This window comes from Pelovirga sp. (assembly GCF_059864205.1).
On the sequence record NZ_JCBCBS010000197.1, the window covers coordinates 1 to 13,576 of the forward strand.

Annotated in this window: 15 protein-coding genes and 1 pseudogene; 8 read left to right on the forward strand and 8 right to left on the reverse strand. The window is 52.3% G+C overall.

What is annotated here, in order from left to right; genetic code table 11:
* The coding region (locus tag AC6F7T_RS12400; RefSeq protein ID WP_500719289.1) for a hypothetical protein at positions 1-515 on the forward strand (515 nt) is incomplete at its 5' end.
* A 23-nt stretch (positions 516-538) separates the two neighbouring features.
* Here AC6F7T_RS12400 and AC6F7T_RS12405 read toward each other — a convergent pair.
* Positions 539-754, reverse strand: a complete 216-nt coding sequence (locus AC6F7T_RS12405) for a hypothetical protein (protein WP_500719291.1) — start codon at positions 752-754, stop codon at positions 539-541.
* A 312-nt stretch (positions 755-1,066) separates the two neighbouring features.
* Positions 1,067-2,242, reverse strand: coding sequence for a pre-mycofactocin synthase MftD (mftD, locus tag AC6F7T_RS12410; protein ID WP_500719292.1), 1,176 nt, complete (start codon positions 2,240-2,242; stop codon positions 1,067-1,069).
* Positions 2,243-2,992: 750 nt separating this feature from the next.
* On the opposite strand from mftD, the gene AC6F7T_RS12415 reads away from it, so the two are divergent.
* From AC6F7T_RS12415 to AC6F7T_RS12430, 4 genes are all read left to right on the forward strand, one after another.
* On the forward strand, positions 2,993-3,979 hold the full coding sequence (locus AC6F7T_RS12415) for a DUF6976 family protein (RefSeq protein ID WP_500719293.1): 987 nt from the start codon (positions 2,993-2,995) through the stop codon (positions 3,977-3,979).
* A 290-nt stretch (positions 3,980-4,269) separates the two neighbouring features.
* Complete coding sequence (locus tag AC6F7T_RS12420) at positions 4,270-5,604, forward strand: radical SAM/SPASM family putative metalloenzyme maturase (RefSeq protein WP_500719295.1); 1,335 nt, start codon at positions 4,270-4,272, stop codon at positions 5,602-5,604.
* 194 nt (positions 5,605-5,798) lie between these two features.
* Complete coding sequence (locus AC6F7T_RS12425) at positions 5,799-6,161, forward strand: DUF2750 domain-containing protein (RefSeq protein WP_500719296.1); 363 nt, start codon at positions 5,799-5,801, stop codon at positions 6,159-6,161.
* A 20-nt stretch (positions 6,162-6,181) separates the two neighbouring features.
* Positions 6,182-7,555, forward strand: a complete 1,374-nt coding sequence (locus AC6F7T_RS12430; protein WP_500719297.1) for a heterodisulfide reductase-related iron-sulfur binding cluster — start codon at positions 6,182-6,184, stop codon at positions 7,553-7,555.
* 126 nt (positions 7,556-7,681) lie between these two features.
* Here AC6F7T_RS12430 and AC6F7T_RS12435 read toward each other — a convergent pair whose 3' ends face one another.
* Positions 7,682-7,906, reverse strand: coding sequence for a hypothetical protein (locus AC6F7T_RS12435; protein ID WP_500719299.1), 225 nt, complete (start codon positions 7,904-7,906; stop codon positions 7,682-7,684).
* Positions 7,907-7,939: 33 nt separating this feature from the next.
* The gene (locus AC6F7T_RS12440) at positions 7,940-8,167 is read right to left on the reverse strand and encodes a hypothetical protein (RefSeq protein WP_500719300.1); all 228 of its coding nucleotides are present in this window, start codon (positions 8,165-8,167) and stop codon (positions 7,940-7,942) included.
* Between the two features lie 480 nt (positions 8,168-8,647).
* Between AC6F7T_RS12440 and AC6F7T_RS12445 the strand changes: the two genes are divergently transcribed.
* Positions 8,648-9,928, forward strand: a complete 1,281-nt coding sequence (locus tag AC6F7T_RS12445) for a lactate racemase domain-containing protein (protein ID WP_500719301.1) — start codon at positions 8,648-8,650, stop codon at positions 9,926-9,928.
* Positions 9,929-9,963: 35 nt separating this feature from the next.
* Complete coding sequence (locus AC6F7T_RS12450; protein WP_500719360.1) at positions 9,964-10,323, forward strand: hypothetical protein; 360 nt, start codon at positions 9,964-9,966, stop codon at positions 10,321-10,323.
* A gap of 125 nt (positions 10,324-10,448) precedes the next feature.
* Here the strand turns inward: AC6F7T_RS12450 and AC6F7T_RS12455 are convergent.
* A pseudogene (locus tag AC6F7T_RS12455) lies at positions 10,449-10,655 on the reverse strand (hypothetical protein); the annotation flags it as partial.
* A gap of 33 nt (positions 10,656-10,688) precedes the next feature.
* Between AC6F7T_RS12455 and AC6F7T_RS12460 the strand changes: the two are divergent.
* Positions 10,689-11,189, forward strand: a complete 501-nt coding sequence (locus AC6F7T_RS12460) for a zinc ribbon-containing protein (protein ID WP_500719303.1) — start codon at positions 10,689-10,691, stop codon at positions 11,187-11,189.
* Positions 11,190-11,266: 77 nt separating this feature from the next.
* Here the strand turns inward: AC6F7T_RS12460 and AC6F7T_RS12465 are convergent, their stop codons facing one another.
* The 3 genes from AC6F7T_RS12465 to AC6F7T_RS12475 all read right to left on the reverse strand — a co-directional run bounded on the left by AC6F7T_RS12465 (position 11,267) and on the right by AC6F7T_RS12475 (position 13,574).
* Positions 11,267-11,737 (reverse strand): LEA type 2 family protein, encoded by a 471-nt coding sequence (locus AC6F7T_RS12465; protein WP_500719305.1) that lies wholly within the window; start codon positions 11,735-11,737, stop codon positions 11,267-11,269.
* A gap of 81 nt (positions 11,738-11,818) precedes the next feature.
* A complete protein-coding gene (locus AC6F7T_RS12470; RefSeq protein ID WP_500719306.1) occupies positions 11,819-12,700 on the reverse strand; it encodes an ABC transporter permease subunit in 882 nt (293 codons plus the stop codon).
* 52 nt (positions 12,701-12,752) lie between these two features.
* Positions 12,753-13,574 carry a transporter substrate-binding domain-containing protein gene (locus tag AC6F7T_RS12475; RefSeq protein WP_500719307.1) on the reverse strand — a complete coding sequence of 274 codons (822 nt, stop codon included), beginning with the start codon at positions 13,572-13,574 and terminating at the stop codon, positions 12,753-12,755.
* Positions 13,575-13,576: the final 2 nt, after the last annotated feature.

Below are 13,576 nucleotides of genomic sequence, written 5' to 3' on the forward strand. Positions count from 1 at the left end.
GTTTTGAAGGTGAGTTGACTTATAATTACCAGTTTAATCGTGGCGACATCACCGCCTGGAGTGGGTTTCTCTATCAGAAGTCCGAAAGCACAAGTGCCGGTATCACTGACATCACGACCCAAGGTGTTTCCTATGGTGTCCGGGTCCGTTTTGCCAACGTCGGACTCCATGCTTCAGGCTTTACTGCTGAAGGGCTTGGTTTTCTGTTAGGGGCTGGAGCCGATGCCACCCTTGGCCTGCCCCTGGCAGAGACACCCAACGGTGAACTGGACAGTGAAGGCTATCTTTTGCAAGCGTCTTATACCCATGGTCCGGTTCGTTTGGTCGGATCTTATGGGCAAAACGAATTAAAAGCTGCACAGCGTTGGAAAAACGAAACCATCACCGGTGCGGTATTTTACGATATCAATCAATATTTCAAAGCTGTCGCCGAATACAACGTCAACGAAATATCCATCGGCAGTGCCAAGGAAGAAACGAACACCATCGCACTGGGTTTAATCGTCAATTTCTGATCCATTACAAGGCAAGCCATCCTTCACAGCCAGGCGGGATGAGGCCCCTGACAGCTGGATGGTGTTTGAACCTTTGCTAAAAAGACCGTGAAGGAGCTGCAGGAAACATTGTTTCCGGCAGCTCCTTCACCCAATCCAGCGCCTGAAAAAGCAAAGAGGATGGAAGCGTCTTGAGTAAAAAACGTCGTCCTTGTCAAAAACTGCCTTTCGTAAAACTGTTCCGGGCGAACCTTGGACATAAAGCCTCCGTCAGGGGGTTTTTTCTGCGTTTTTTCCTGACTGAAGCTCCATGTCGCCCTTGCTTCGCCGCGGGGTTGCTTTTGACTTGCAGATGACCGTGGCGCTGGTCAGGCAATGGGTGGTCTTGCTGAAAGCACACGGGTTGCGAATGATGTGCTGAATTAAGGCCGGTCGCGGTGCGGACAACTGTTGCAAAAACTAAAAAGCGCCCGCAACATCTCGTGGTGTGCGGGCGCTTGGTCCTTCCGTGAATCTTTGGTTGCTACGGTCACATGGAACCAGAACATGTGACTGCTATTCGAGGAAGCTGATCAGGCACCGACCTTCCTCTCGAACCCTGCCGGGATGATCAGGTCATTCGGACTCAAGTCCTTGATGGAGGAGTGACCCATGGCCAGGAGGAACGAATCGAGGCCATTGCGCATGAGGTCGAGTACATTCTCAACGCCGGTCTGGCCATTGGCGGAGAGGCCCCACAGGTATCCGCGGCCGATCATGACTGCCTTGGCACCCAGGGCGAGCGACTTCGCTACGTCTGTTCCGCGGCGGATGCCACCGTCCAGCACGATCTCGATATCTTTGCCGACGGCGTCGGCGATGCCGGGCAGGAAGCGGATGGCAGCCGGAGTCGAATCCAGGTTGTTGCCGCCATGGTTGGAGACGGATATTGCCGTTACACCGGCGTCAACCGCTCTTCTGGCGTCGTCGATGCGGGTGATGCCCTTGAGCATAAAAGGCCCGCCCCATTCCTTGGCAATCCACGCCACATCTTCCCATGTCGGCGGAGGTGTCATCATCCACTCACCGTATGCCTGGAAGAAGGTCGGTGCCGGCTCACCGGACTTGGCGGCATTGGGGGCCTTCAGGTCGGGGATGTAGAAGGCTTTGGCAAACTCCCACATCCACTTCGGCTTGGAGATCGCCTGGGGCATAAAGTACATCATTGTCTTCATATCCATCCGCTCGGGGATCTTCGGGCTCCCCCAGTCACGGCCGTGGGCATAGCACCAGTCGAGGGTGAGGATCATACCGACCGCCCCGGCAGCGCGGGCGCGCTCGACGCGCTGTTTCATTATCTCGCGGGAACCGGACCAGTAGGCCTGGAAGAAGGTCTTGGGGCAGGCCGCGCATACTTCTTCAATGGATTTGCTGGCGAATTGGCTAAGACTCATGGCTGTACCGCGGCTCGCCGCTGCGCGGGCGGCCGCCACTTCTCCGTCGGGATTTACCGCCTGAACACCGGCGGGGGAGATGAATACCGGCTGGGAGAGTTCCTGGCCCATGATGGTAGTTGTCTGGTCACGGGTGCCGGACAGACCGGCAATGTGCGGGGCAACCCCCAGTTCGGCAAAGGACTCCGTGTTGTCCCTGTAGGTGATCCCCTTTTCCGACCCGGCGAGGATCGCCTTGGAGACTGCTCGCGGCAGACGTTTTTCTGCCAAACGTTCCGCCTCGGCTACGGTTTCGAACCAGATTGTCTTGCCCATTGATTTTACCTCCTGAAATTTCCGGTCATCATACCGGTGTTTGAAATATGAGCGGCAAGCTTACATCTGCTTGCCGCATCTGTTTAGCAGTACCTGCCTCAGGCGAATATCGCACAATTTGTGTAGCAATTATCCACTTTGCCGTAGGTTATGTAGAGAAATGCTACACTGATGGATATCTCTTTTGTGTCTGTCGAACTGTTGAGCAGAGCTAAAACGGTGCCACATCGTCTTTGATGGGACCGGGTGTTCTAACTGTTCCATAAAGTCTAAAGACCCTTTGCAACAGGGCTGCCGAGCGTTTGGCGACTTGTGCGGAGCTGCTGGGATGGCGAGCATTTCTGCGGGGTGGTCTGTTTCACAAACGCGCATTTACTATTATGCAACCTTCGGGCCTAGTCGTAACAACGTTTGATTGTTTTAAATGTCTGGCGGCGGTGCCGTGGAAGAAACAGATAACATCGATCTGGGTTAGATAATCAATGTCCGATCATGGCGCTAACAGTCGTTTTTCTCCGTCAGGCGAGGGTCTAGTACCTCACCTCTGGATAGTGATGGTGCGCTCAATTGCAAAGATCTCATCAATAAAGCTGTAGGAAACACTGTTTCCGACGGCTTTATCACGACCCCATTGCACTTAGGGTATTTCACAGCTAAGATATAGAGATTCATTCAGGTTGATTGCTCATCTGGCGGATCGACAATTCAAGTTTCTGAACAGAAAATAAATAGATAACCTCAGGATCCAGCATGCAAACTGTCGCAGATGTTCAGGCCAAACTAGCCAAAGGCGCCCGTTTAATCCTGGCTGGGGATAAAAGTCTATTGCAACAGCTGCCCAGCGGCTGTTGGATAGGCGGCACCATATCCTATTTTTCGACACGACAAGGTGCCCTTTTTAGTCAGGAATTGATCCACGTCACCGAATTACCGGACTGGGTTAGCGATATCAATATCCGCACTTACGACACCGGAGATATCAACCAGGTTTACAGTGACGCTCCTGAGCACGGATTCACCTTCATTATCGTCCCCGCTCAAAGCCAGGTCCATTTTACCTTTGCTCTCAACGCGCCAACATTCGCGAATTTCGCCAAAAAACCCCTCATCGGCTGGATTTCCGGAACCCGCCTTGATGAATCGCACAGCGACCAACCTTATGTATTTAATGGCGAGACGAAAGAGCAGATAGACAACCGGGCGATCGTGATGCACGTTCATCTTCCCCCTGATAAAATTGCTGATATCGGTATTATCAATATATTTGAGCAAGGCGATGGCGATGATATTTGTTTTCCGGAATCAGGTTTCAGCAGCAAATACGCCTTCATCAATGGTGTCGAAACCCTGTTCAACGATTATCTCCAGCAACAGGGGCTTGACACGCGACTGCCGTTGGTCTCTGACTATTACGGCACCATGATCAGTACCGCTTTTCGGGAACGTCCGGGAGCCGACGGGGAGGTCAGGTTTTATAATGCCGTTTTTGATTTTTTGACCTATCGTCACGCCAAACCAGTGACCAGCTATCAGACCCATTTCCAGCAAAAGATCTCCCACGGACCGGGGATCCAATCAATTTTCTCGTGCAACTGTATCCTCAACCAACTTTATGCCGGGTTGGAAGGAAGACAGGTCGATGGCGTGCATGGCCCTGCAACGTTCGGAGAAATTGCCTATCAGACACTGAACCAGACCATCGTTTATCTGCGTCTGATTGATCTGCGCCATAGCTGAAAAATCACTCCAATCCGATTCTTTTCCATCATAACAGCCTGACGAAGTGTAGAGAAATTCACCAATGGTGAGATCCTCATCATTATTTTACCGAATTTTCCCTCAAGGCAGCGAGAAGGCTCTATCATGATGCTCAACCCAAACGTTGACGCTTAATAACCCTCTTCCAACAGGATAAAGATAGGAATTTCTGTTGAAAATACAGACATTCTGCGAAAAAACTGGTCCAGGTCTTGCAATTCAATGTCGATCACCGAAGAATAAACCCTTGTTGGAAAGCTTCACATCTCATGATTCAATTATCTACCAACGACCATTCGCAACCCACCATTCAGCCTGCTCTGCGTGAATGGCCGAGTAAATTGTTTGTTGAAACCACCAGTCGTTGCAATCTCGGGTGTCTGATGTGTGTCAAACAAACCAGCGGTTGCGAGATCGCTGAAGGGGACATGCTCACCTCAACCTTTGCGTCTTTACGACCGGCTTTTCGGCATCTGGACGCCTTGATTCTTAACGGTGTCGGTGAACCCTTGTTGCATCCAATGCTGGACGAATTTGTCCGTGAGGCGCGGCGACTGATGCCACCCACCGCCTGGATTGGTTTTCAATCCAACGGTCTGCTGCTGAACTACGATCGCGCCTGCAGCCTGATGAATGCCGGCGTGAACAAGATCTGTGTTTCTGTTGATACGGTTGACCCCGCCAAACTCCGCAAGGTCCGGGAAGGAGCCGAACTTTCCGCTATCGATAAGGCTCTTGATGCACTAACCCGGGCTAAAACTTGTACCGGAAAAACCGACTTTCGTATCGGTATTGAGATTGTTCTGATGCGCAGCAACATGACAGAACTCCCGGATCTGCTGGAATGGGCGGCCGGGCATGATGTGTCATTCGTTATCGTAACCCATGTTCTCCCCTATGACCGTGAACACGAGCAGGAAGCGGTTTATACGACCTGTTCCGATGAAGCCATTGCTCTGTTCCAGCAATGGCGAGAACGGGCCGCCGCCGCTGGTGTCGACCTGGATCGCTATCCGCAGATTATCTGGAATTATCATAAGTCTACTGTCGATCAGAAGGTCATTCAATTTGTTGAGCAGATGAAAGCCGCCGCAGAAAACCAGGGTATTTTTCTTGATCTGAAAAAACTGTTTCAGCTTGACCCGGTCTGGCTTGATCAGGTGAAGGAAGCTTACCGCCGGGCGGAAGAGGTCGCGACGCACCATCAGCTGGATCTTCAACTCCCTTCGCAGGTACTCAAGGAACAACGGCGGTGCGAGTTTGTCGAGGACGGTAGTCTCTTTGTCTCCTGGGATGGCGATATCCACCCTTGCTATTTTCTCTGGCACACCTATCGCTGTCGCGCTGGTGGTTGGGAGCAGCGGGTTCAGGCGAAAAGCTTTGGAAACATTAAAGAGACCGATATTCTGCAACTCTGGAATTCATCTGACTTTGCAAATTTTCGCCGCAACGTCATTGGTTATGATTATCCTTTCTGTTCGAGTTGCGGGTTAGCTCCTTGTGATTATGTCCAGACCGACCAGTTTGAACAGGACTGCCACATCAATCAGGAACCCTGCGGTAGCTGTCTCTGGTGTATGGGGCTTTTTCAGTGCTTGCGCTAAGGTTTTTTGATGTAAGATTTGCCACGGAGACGACATCTTTTTACTGCTTTGAAAAACTCTCTCTCCTCCTCTTGATTTTTCAGGCGCCGTCTCCGTGGCAAAGCCCTTGATTAAAGTGACTATCTTTCCTGCCGAAAGACCTGCAATCACTGCAAACATTCAGGTTTGAAGGCCCAAAAAGGGGTTATTGCAACGTGAGCCTGGAATTTCTTGACGAAAAAAAGTTTTACGTCGAAATAACCTCCACCGATCAGATTTGGGTTGCCAAGGGAGATTATAACAATATTTATTTTCTTGATGTCCTGCCCCAGGGCGTTTGTCTGCCGGTCTGGTCAAACCAGGAGAAGGTATTTGATTATCTAAAAAATGCTCGGCCCATTGGCCCCCCATATTCGCCATTTTCAGTCAGCCTTGACAGGTTTAGCGAAACCTGGATGACGAATCCGGCTATGTCGATAAAAGAACTGGCCATAAACCCGAACGGCGCATCAACAAGAATGTTGATTGTTTCCACAGAAGAATTTCTTGCAGCAAGAAACAGGAATCGAAAGTTTTAGCATTTAAAAAGGCGGTATTTGTGGCTTTGAACCCATCAAAGGATCAAAAACCCCCACAGGAAATTGTTCGGGCTGCCGTGGAATTATGCGCCGATTGCGACACCTGTCGGACTGTCATGGAGGAGGATTGCCCTTTTTTCCCCGAGCTTTACCGCTTGTGGGACCAGGAAAAGGAAACCGGCGAACCGATTTCAGCTGCCGATATGCGCGCCCTCGTTGACCTCTGCACCCTCTGCGGTCTCTGTCCCTGCCCGCGAATTCCGATGGATTTGATGAGGGCAAAGTCTCATTACATCGATAAAGAAGGTTTGCCTTTCTCGAACAAACTGTTAGCCGATGTTCCCCGCCTCGCTCACCTGTGCGGAACCTTTCCCGGCCTTGTCAACAAGCTGCTGTCCTATCAACCGACAAGTCGTCTGTTGAGCAACATCGCCAAGCTTCATCCCGACCGGCAGCTGCCCCCCTTTCCCCAGGAGAATTTTTTCCAGTGGGCACGCAAAAAGGGGCTGACCACCCGCCGGGAAGATTGTGACAGGGTCACTTATTTTGTCGGTTGCACCGCAGGATATCTTTTCCCCCAAATCGGGCAGGCGCTGGTCCATATTCTGCAGCACAATGGTTTTCATGTCTATGTGCCGTCACAGGAGTGCTGTGGGATGCCGAACCTCATGGAAGGGGAACGCGACAAGACGTTGCAACGGGCCCTCACCAATATGAATCTGTTATCGGAAACCCTCGACAGCGGCGATCCTGTCATCAGTTCCTGCCCCACCTGCGGGTATTATATGAAGACGATCTTACCGGAACGGGCATACTACTCTTCTGCCTACCAGGCATCTGTCGGTGCCGGTGAAGACGAAATGAAAATACCTGAAGACAGTCGTGGGGGCAAAAAACACAAAATCCTCAAAAAATCCATCTACAAAGAGATCCTCAAAGATGACGGCTATTTTACCTCCCTTGACCCCATGACCCGGATCCGCCTGGCAGAACATTTTTATGATGCCGGTGAGTATCTGGCTCGCCTTTATGCGGACGGAAAATTTAATACCAACCTCGCCGGCATATCGGGACGCATGGTTTATTTTGCCCCATGTCATCAGCGCGAACAGAAGATCGGCACGCCCTACCTTGATCTGCTGAGACTGATACCGGAGCTTGAAGTGTCAGCTGTCGGGGGTACAAACTGTTGCGGCATGGGAGGTAACTTTGGTTACAAGGCCGGTTTTCATGAGCAGTCCCTTGCCATCGGTCAGCCGTTAATAGAAAAAATCAGGAGCCTGGACCCGCAGGGGATCATTACCGATTGCATGAGCTGTCGGTTGCAGTTCAACCACGCACTATCTTGCCCGGTGTTTCATCCCCTCGAACTGCTGGAACAGGCCTGTCGCTAACAGCCGGGGGCAGAGTGCAAGGTGGACTTCGACATGTGAAGAATCTTAGATGGTTCCAGAACCAGCAACGGCAGATGACCTTTTGGCCACCTGCCGTTGCTGGTTGACTGGCTTGAAAATATCTGCCTAGTTTTTAGCGGCTGCAGTCCGGCGTGAGCCCTGAGCAACAGCCCTGGTCATGCCGAGCAACACCAGAACCGCCGGTACCAGTTGGGCGACAATGATCAGCGCACAGAAACCGACGAACAACAGAACCAGCAATCCGCTGCTATAGGTGACCGCAGTATCAACAGCAAAAGCAGGAGCAGCAAGCAGCAGGACCACGGCGAGGGATGATAGCAATGATTTCATGATTTTTCTCCTTGGCGATGAAAGAGAAGTTACTTAACTTTTTACCTTGATAGCTTCGCGGTCACGTCCGAACAGACCCCTGAGAATACCGACCATCATCAGGGTCGCCGGTACCAGCTGGAATACAATGATCAGGGCAAAAAAACCGAGGAACAAAGAGACCAGCAAGCTTCCTTCACCAGTCCCGATAGCGCCGGCAGCAAAAGCGGAAGAAGAAAAGGTCAACAGGGCGATCAGGGCATTACGTAACCCGGCTTTCATGGCGACCTCCTATAAAGAGATGCTGAAGATCAGCATGCTGTGTTGTTGTCCAGCTATAGAGCAGGGAGCGTGCCAATGTTTTGTGAATAGCTCATGATGGACTGTATCTATCCGAAACAACTGATGAAAAATCTTCAAGAAGGGTTTGTGGAGAAGGCTATAGCGTCTGCTCGAGTTGTAGATGTAGATAGGTAAAATATACAGACAGGGCATAGCAAGCCACCAGGTTGGTTTGCTATTAAAGTCTAACACGCTGATATTTATGATAAATATAAGTGTATAAAATAATCAGATGATTTTTTGGTACACTTATATTCCGTTGCATAAAGTCCCTCACCGAGAAAAATTTATCGCCCCCCTGGTTTGTCATACTTCCGGCCGTAACCCGGAGCAGCGGTTAGCTCTTTTAATGACATATGCCTGTGTTACAATGGCCGGCCAGGCACACTGGTCCCCCATAGCACGGCAGGAGGTTGAGCCATGATTGCGGATCTGAAATACGGCAACGGCACCATTCCCCTCGAATATCAGCAAACACCCAATTTTCAGGGTGTTCTTTACCCGGCTGAAGCCGCTGCGTTGCCAAATCCTGCCGCTGAGGTGGCGACTTCTCTCAATCTGCCCATCGACTCAATTCCATTGGTGCAGATGGCAGGCGGCAAAAAAAATGCAGTTATCGTTATCAGTGATATCACCCGCCCGGTTCCCAACCGAATGCTGTTACCGGTGATCATCGCCCAGCTTGAGCGAGCAGGCTTGCCAGCAGATAGTATCAGTATTCTGATTGCCACCGGCATCCATCGCCCTAACGAAGGGGCGGAGCTGGAAAAATTGGTAGGTGCTGACATTGCCGCCAACTACCGGGTCATCAATCACATGTCCAAGCAGGACGAGGACATGGTGCTGGTCGGCCACATCGCTGACGGGGTGCCGGCCTATGTCAACCGCCACTATGTTGATGCTGACCTGAAAATTCTCACCGGCTTCATCGAGCCCCATATGTGGGCGGGTTTTTCCGGCGGTCGTAAATCGATCCTGCCGGGCATATCTTCGGTCAAAACCCTTGAGTTCATGCATGGTCCGGAAATGGTTGCCCACCCGCAAACCCGCTACGGGGTCCTCGCTGGCAATCCGTTTCACGAAGCCGGGCTGGCGATCATGGCAAAGGCCGGTGCTGATTTCATTGTCAACGTCACCCTTGATACCAGCAAGCGGGTTACCGGTGTCTTCTCCGGTCATCCGGTCAATGCCCATCTTGCCGGGGTGGACTTTCTATCGCAGCACTGTGTGAAAATCCTCGATAAACCCCTTGATTTTGTTGTTACCACCAATTCCGGAGCGCCCCTTGACTGTAATCTGTATCAGACGGCAAAAGGGCTGTCCGGAGTTGCTGCCGCTACCCGTGACGGCGGTGTCATCCTCATCGCCAGTGAGTGTCCTGAGGGTTTTGGTAGTGAGGAATATCGGGAGGTCTTTGAATACGCAACCAGTCCACAGGCGTTCATCGACAAAGTAATGAAAAAGGAGTTTTATGTTCCTGATCAGTGGTGTGCGCAGGAGACCTACCAGGTGATGACGAAAAAAGAGGTCTGGCTTCGTACCGATGGTATTGCTGCAGACACCCTGCGCCGTTTTCATTTCCACCCGGTAGCCGATATATCGCAAGCGGTCCGACAACTGCTTGAACGCTTCGGCAATGACGCCCGCTGGGCGATTGTTCCCGATGGACCCATGCTGATCCTCGATGTCAACTCCCGTTAGGATCCCGCAACAGGTTCCTGGTCAGGTATAAACAGATGAACAGACGCACAATTGTCAGCTTTCCCTGCCCCAAGGACTTCTGGTCGCAGGTTGAAAGCTGGGCGGCGGAAACAGGATTCACCTTGATCAGTCGCGAAGGGGAACAACGGCTTTACCGCAAGGGGCATCGGTTGCTGATGGCCCCCACCTGGGTGGAGCTTCGCCGCGATGGGAAAAAGGTGACCCTTGAAGCATGGGTTGTCGCCGACATGTTCCTGATTTTGAGCGCCCTGGCGGGGAAGAAACCTGAAGCGGGGATTGGATCAGGCGGACTGACAGCCATGCTGCCACGGCGCCGTGCGCGTGAAAAAGTCAATATCCTGCTGCGCCGCTTCAACCAGAAACCGATCACCTGATGCCGTGCGCTTAGCGGCCAAATTTTCCTGTCCAAAGCCCCAGGAAGAATTGTCTGGCATTTAAAACGCGGATGACCGTGGAGCGAAATGGTCAGAACATCACTGCGGTGGTAAAAAATATTTTGCGTCCCGTTGCCGTGATGGTAGTCGATATCAATGATCGCGACTTTCCCCTGGCTACACAGCTCCTGCGCCGCCAGAGCGGCATTGTTGAAATAACAAAAGCCGCCAAAGGCACGGTGCTCAGCCCGGTGACCATCATCGTCTGTTTTTAACCAATCAGCGCCGCCAAACCTGCTATAATTGGAGACTCTACTCCCACAAGATAGCACTTTATCGTCCCTGTCCAACTAAGGAGTCTCGCCATGACTGAAAACAAATCACAACAACAGGATCAGGAAGAGATCAGCCTGTACGCCAGGATTGTCTCACGTACCGAAGAATTGATGGAAAGTGGGCGGAAAAATCTGGATGAAGCCCTGAAAAAAGCCAGCGAGGATTTAACTTCGGCAGGAGACTTTACCCGCGAGCAGTCTGAGCGCATTGCCGGCTACGTCAAACGCGATCTTGGCCACGCTGCCGATCATGTCAGCAAAACAACGGAATCCATCAAAGGTGCTGTTACTCCCCAACGACTCGCTGCCGGTGCCCAGAGCCTGTTCGCCAGAATCCTGACAACCACATCGGAGCAACTCAAGGAATGGGCGCAAAAAGCGGAAGCTCAACTGGAGTTCAAGACCGGGGAAATTACCAGTCCCGGCACCCTGACCTGCAAGAACTGCAGCGAGGAGCTGCATATGAAGCGAACCACCAAGATTCCCCCCTGCCCCAAGTGTCATAAGACGGTTTTCCGAAAATCCTACTAATAGGTCGGGGATGTCAGGTCCCCCGTTCAACCTCTATTGTGCCGGCAGCAATGGCATTCATTGCCATTGCCGGCTTGTTACCTCCTGTCTGTCTGCGTCAGAGAGAGTTCACCGGAGCGAACAACGTTGATCTTCGGCATGAAACGCCCGACATCAAGCTGGGCCTCGAAGGAATAGCTGAACACATCGCGCGGTTGATTGAGCCAGCGGGTAAAGAGGTTGATGGTACTGAACACATCAGGCCGCGCTTGCAGCAAGACCTCGCCGTCGCCATAGGCGGCGATCACCGGTAGCTGGTTGGTCACACCCCGGAGCACCGGTTCCCCTTCGAGGTAAACACCATAGGTCATTCCCTCCAGTTTCAGCGGTACTCGATTAGGATTACTGATGTGCAGGCCGATCTCAAAGGTTGGCACAATGGTGTCTCCCGGCAACACCCGGAAGCTGCTTAAGGTCGCGGTCGGGGTTTCAAATCCGGGGAACAGTGGGGCGCAGGCAGTGATTGACAGCAACAGCAAAATAACAGCAATTCGTTCGACTATCTTCATGATTTCTCTTCCTTTTTTTCCTTCAAGTTCAATATTGACGCTTTCGTGAAAAGCAGCAGTTGGCGAGTTTTTGCCACGCCATCAATATTGGTAAGCCTGGCGCAGACGTAATTCCAGGCGACTGGCCAGGCTTGAACAGCTATAGGTTAACAGAAAATAGAGGGCCGTCACGGTCAACCATACCTCAAAGGTCAAATAGGTCGCTGCCATCAGTTCCAGCCCCTGGAAGGTCAGTTCCTGAACCGAAATAACTGCAACGATCGCCGAATCTTTGATGGTTGAGATGGCCTGGCCGGCCAACGGGGGGATCATTCGCTGCAGCGCCTGGGGGAGAATCACCGTACGCAGAAGCTGCCAGCGGCGCATTCCCAGGGCGCGGGCAGCTTCCCACTGGCCCGTTTCAATACTGTTGATACCGGCGCGGACAATTTCTGCCACATAAGCACCCTCAAACAGGGCCAGGGTAAAGACCGCGGCAACAAAAGGCTCAATCTGGTCGCTGGGAGCAAAGAGTAAGGAAATCAGGTTTTGTACCCAATCGGGTGCTGCATTCAGCCTGACGCCAAGGTTGAACTGTGGCAGCACTTGATCACTGATGAAGAAAAAGAAAATAAACACCAGCACCAGCGGCGGCAAGTTGCGCAACAGGGTCACGTAAGTGCCACCCAGCAGGCGGTTGATCAGGTGCGAACTGATACGCAACAGGCCGGCAATGACCCCAAAGGGCAGTGCCAGCAGCAGGCTCCAGAAGCTCAGACGAATGGTGGTAAACAGCCCCAGCAGAAGCATGTTGGGCACCCACGTGCCGTCGGCATCGCGGCGTAGCAGATACTGAGGGATGATCTGCCAGTTCCAGCGATACTCGAGGCCAACACTGACCCGGTAGCCAAAATAGGCGACCAGGGCCATCAGAGTCAGTAGCAACAGAGTATCCAGCCACCCCCAGCGCAGGGAAGGACGCAATAAAACCTCCAGTTAAAAAGTTGTCCGATGATGAGTCGCGTTGATCTGCAGCCTACTCGATCTGGTCGCGCCAGTCTTCTGTGGTAAACCAGTAGTTGTAACGCTCTTCCAGCCAGCCATCGGCAAAGCGCTGGCGGATCCAGTTGTTGAGAAAGTTAAGAAAGTCGGGGTCGCCTTTGCGCACGGCAAATCCAATGGGTTCACGGGTAAAGGTTTTACCCGCCAGGGGCAGAGACAGGCGTTCGGGGTAACGCAAGGCCTGAAACTCCGGAAACGGCTGTGAGGCGACCATGGCGGCAGCGCGATTATTGAGCAGTTCCTGAAGCGCCTGCCCTTCATCATCAAAGAGGCGCAATTTTGCCTCGGGCAGATAACGTTGGGCAGCAGCCGCAGCGGTGGTGCCGATGCGCGCGACAATGTCCATGTCCGGAGAATTAAATTCCGCCAGGCTGCTGCGCTCACCCGTCAGGCGCCGATTGGCAAGGATCGACATACCGGAGAATTCGTAAGGATCGCTAAAATTGACCTTGAGGTTGCGCGCTGGAGTGATCCCCATGCCACCGATGATGATATCGAACTTGCCGGTCAGCAGAGCCGGAATAATTCCCGACCAGCGCGTCGGCACCAGTTCCAGTTCAACCTCCATGTCCTGAGCCAGTTGTTTTGCCACTTCGATTTCGAAACCGGTATAATTACCGGCCTTGTCCTTCATTGCCCAGGGCACAAAGGTTGAAAAGCCTACGCGCAGGCGGTTGTTTTTGATCACCTGTTCGAGGGTACTCTCCTGAATCAACTGCTGTCGGGCGTTATTGCCCCACAATGGGGAAGCGCACAGAAGCAATAGTGCCACTAACAGAATCAATCGGGTTTTCATCA

Excerpts from the sequence above, each read along its gene's own strand:
- AC6F7T_RS12405 (WP_500719291.1), bottom strand. The coding sequence starts at position 754 with ATGTCCAAGGTTCGCCCGGAACAGTTTTACGAAAGGCAGTTTTTGACA.
- mftD (WP_500719292.1), bottom strand. The coding sequence starts at position 2,242 with ATGGGCAAGACAATCTGGTTCGAAACCGTAGCCGAGGCGGAACGTTTG.
- AC6F7T_RS12415 (WP_500719293.1), top strand. The coding sequence starts at position 2,993 with ATGCAAACTGTCGCAGATGTTCAGGCCAAACTAGCCAAAGGCGCCCGT.
- AC6F7T_RS12420 (WP_500719295.1), top strand. The coding sequence starts at position 4,270 with ATGATTCAATTATCTACCAACGACCATTCGCAACCCACCATTCAGCCT.
- AC6F7T_RS12435 (WP_500719299.1), bottom strand. The coding sequence starts at position 7,906 with ATGAAATCATTGCTATCATCCCTCGCCGTGGTCCTGCTGCTTGCTGCT.
- AC6F7T_RS12440 (WP_500719300.1), bottom strand. The coding sequence starts at position 8,167 with ATGAAAGCCGGGTTACGTAATGCCCTGATCGCCCTGTTGACCTTTTCT.
- AC6F7T_RS12445 (WP_500719301.1), top strand. The coding sequence starts at position 8,648 with ATGATTGCGGATCTGAAATACGGCAACGGCACCATTCCCCTCGAATAT.
- AC6F7T_RS12450 (WP_500719360.1), top strand. The coding sequence starts at position 9,964 with ATGAACAGACGCACAATTGTCAGCTTTCCCTGCCCCAAGGACTTCTGG.
- AC6F7T_RS12460 (WP_500719303.1), top strand. The coding sequence starts at position 10,689 with ATGACTGAAAACAAATCACAACAACAGGATCAGGAAGAGATCAGCCTG.
- AC6F7T_RS12465 (WP_500719305.1), bottom strand. The coding sequence starts at position 11,737 with ATGAAGATAGTCGAACGAATTGCTGTTATTTTGCTGTTGCTGTCAATC.
- AC6F7T_RS12475 (WP_500719307.1), bottom strand. The coding sequence starts at position 13,574 with ATGAAAACCCGATTGATTCTGTTAGTGGCACTATTGCTTCTGTGCGCT.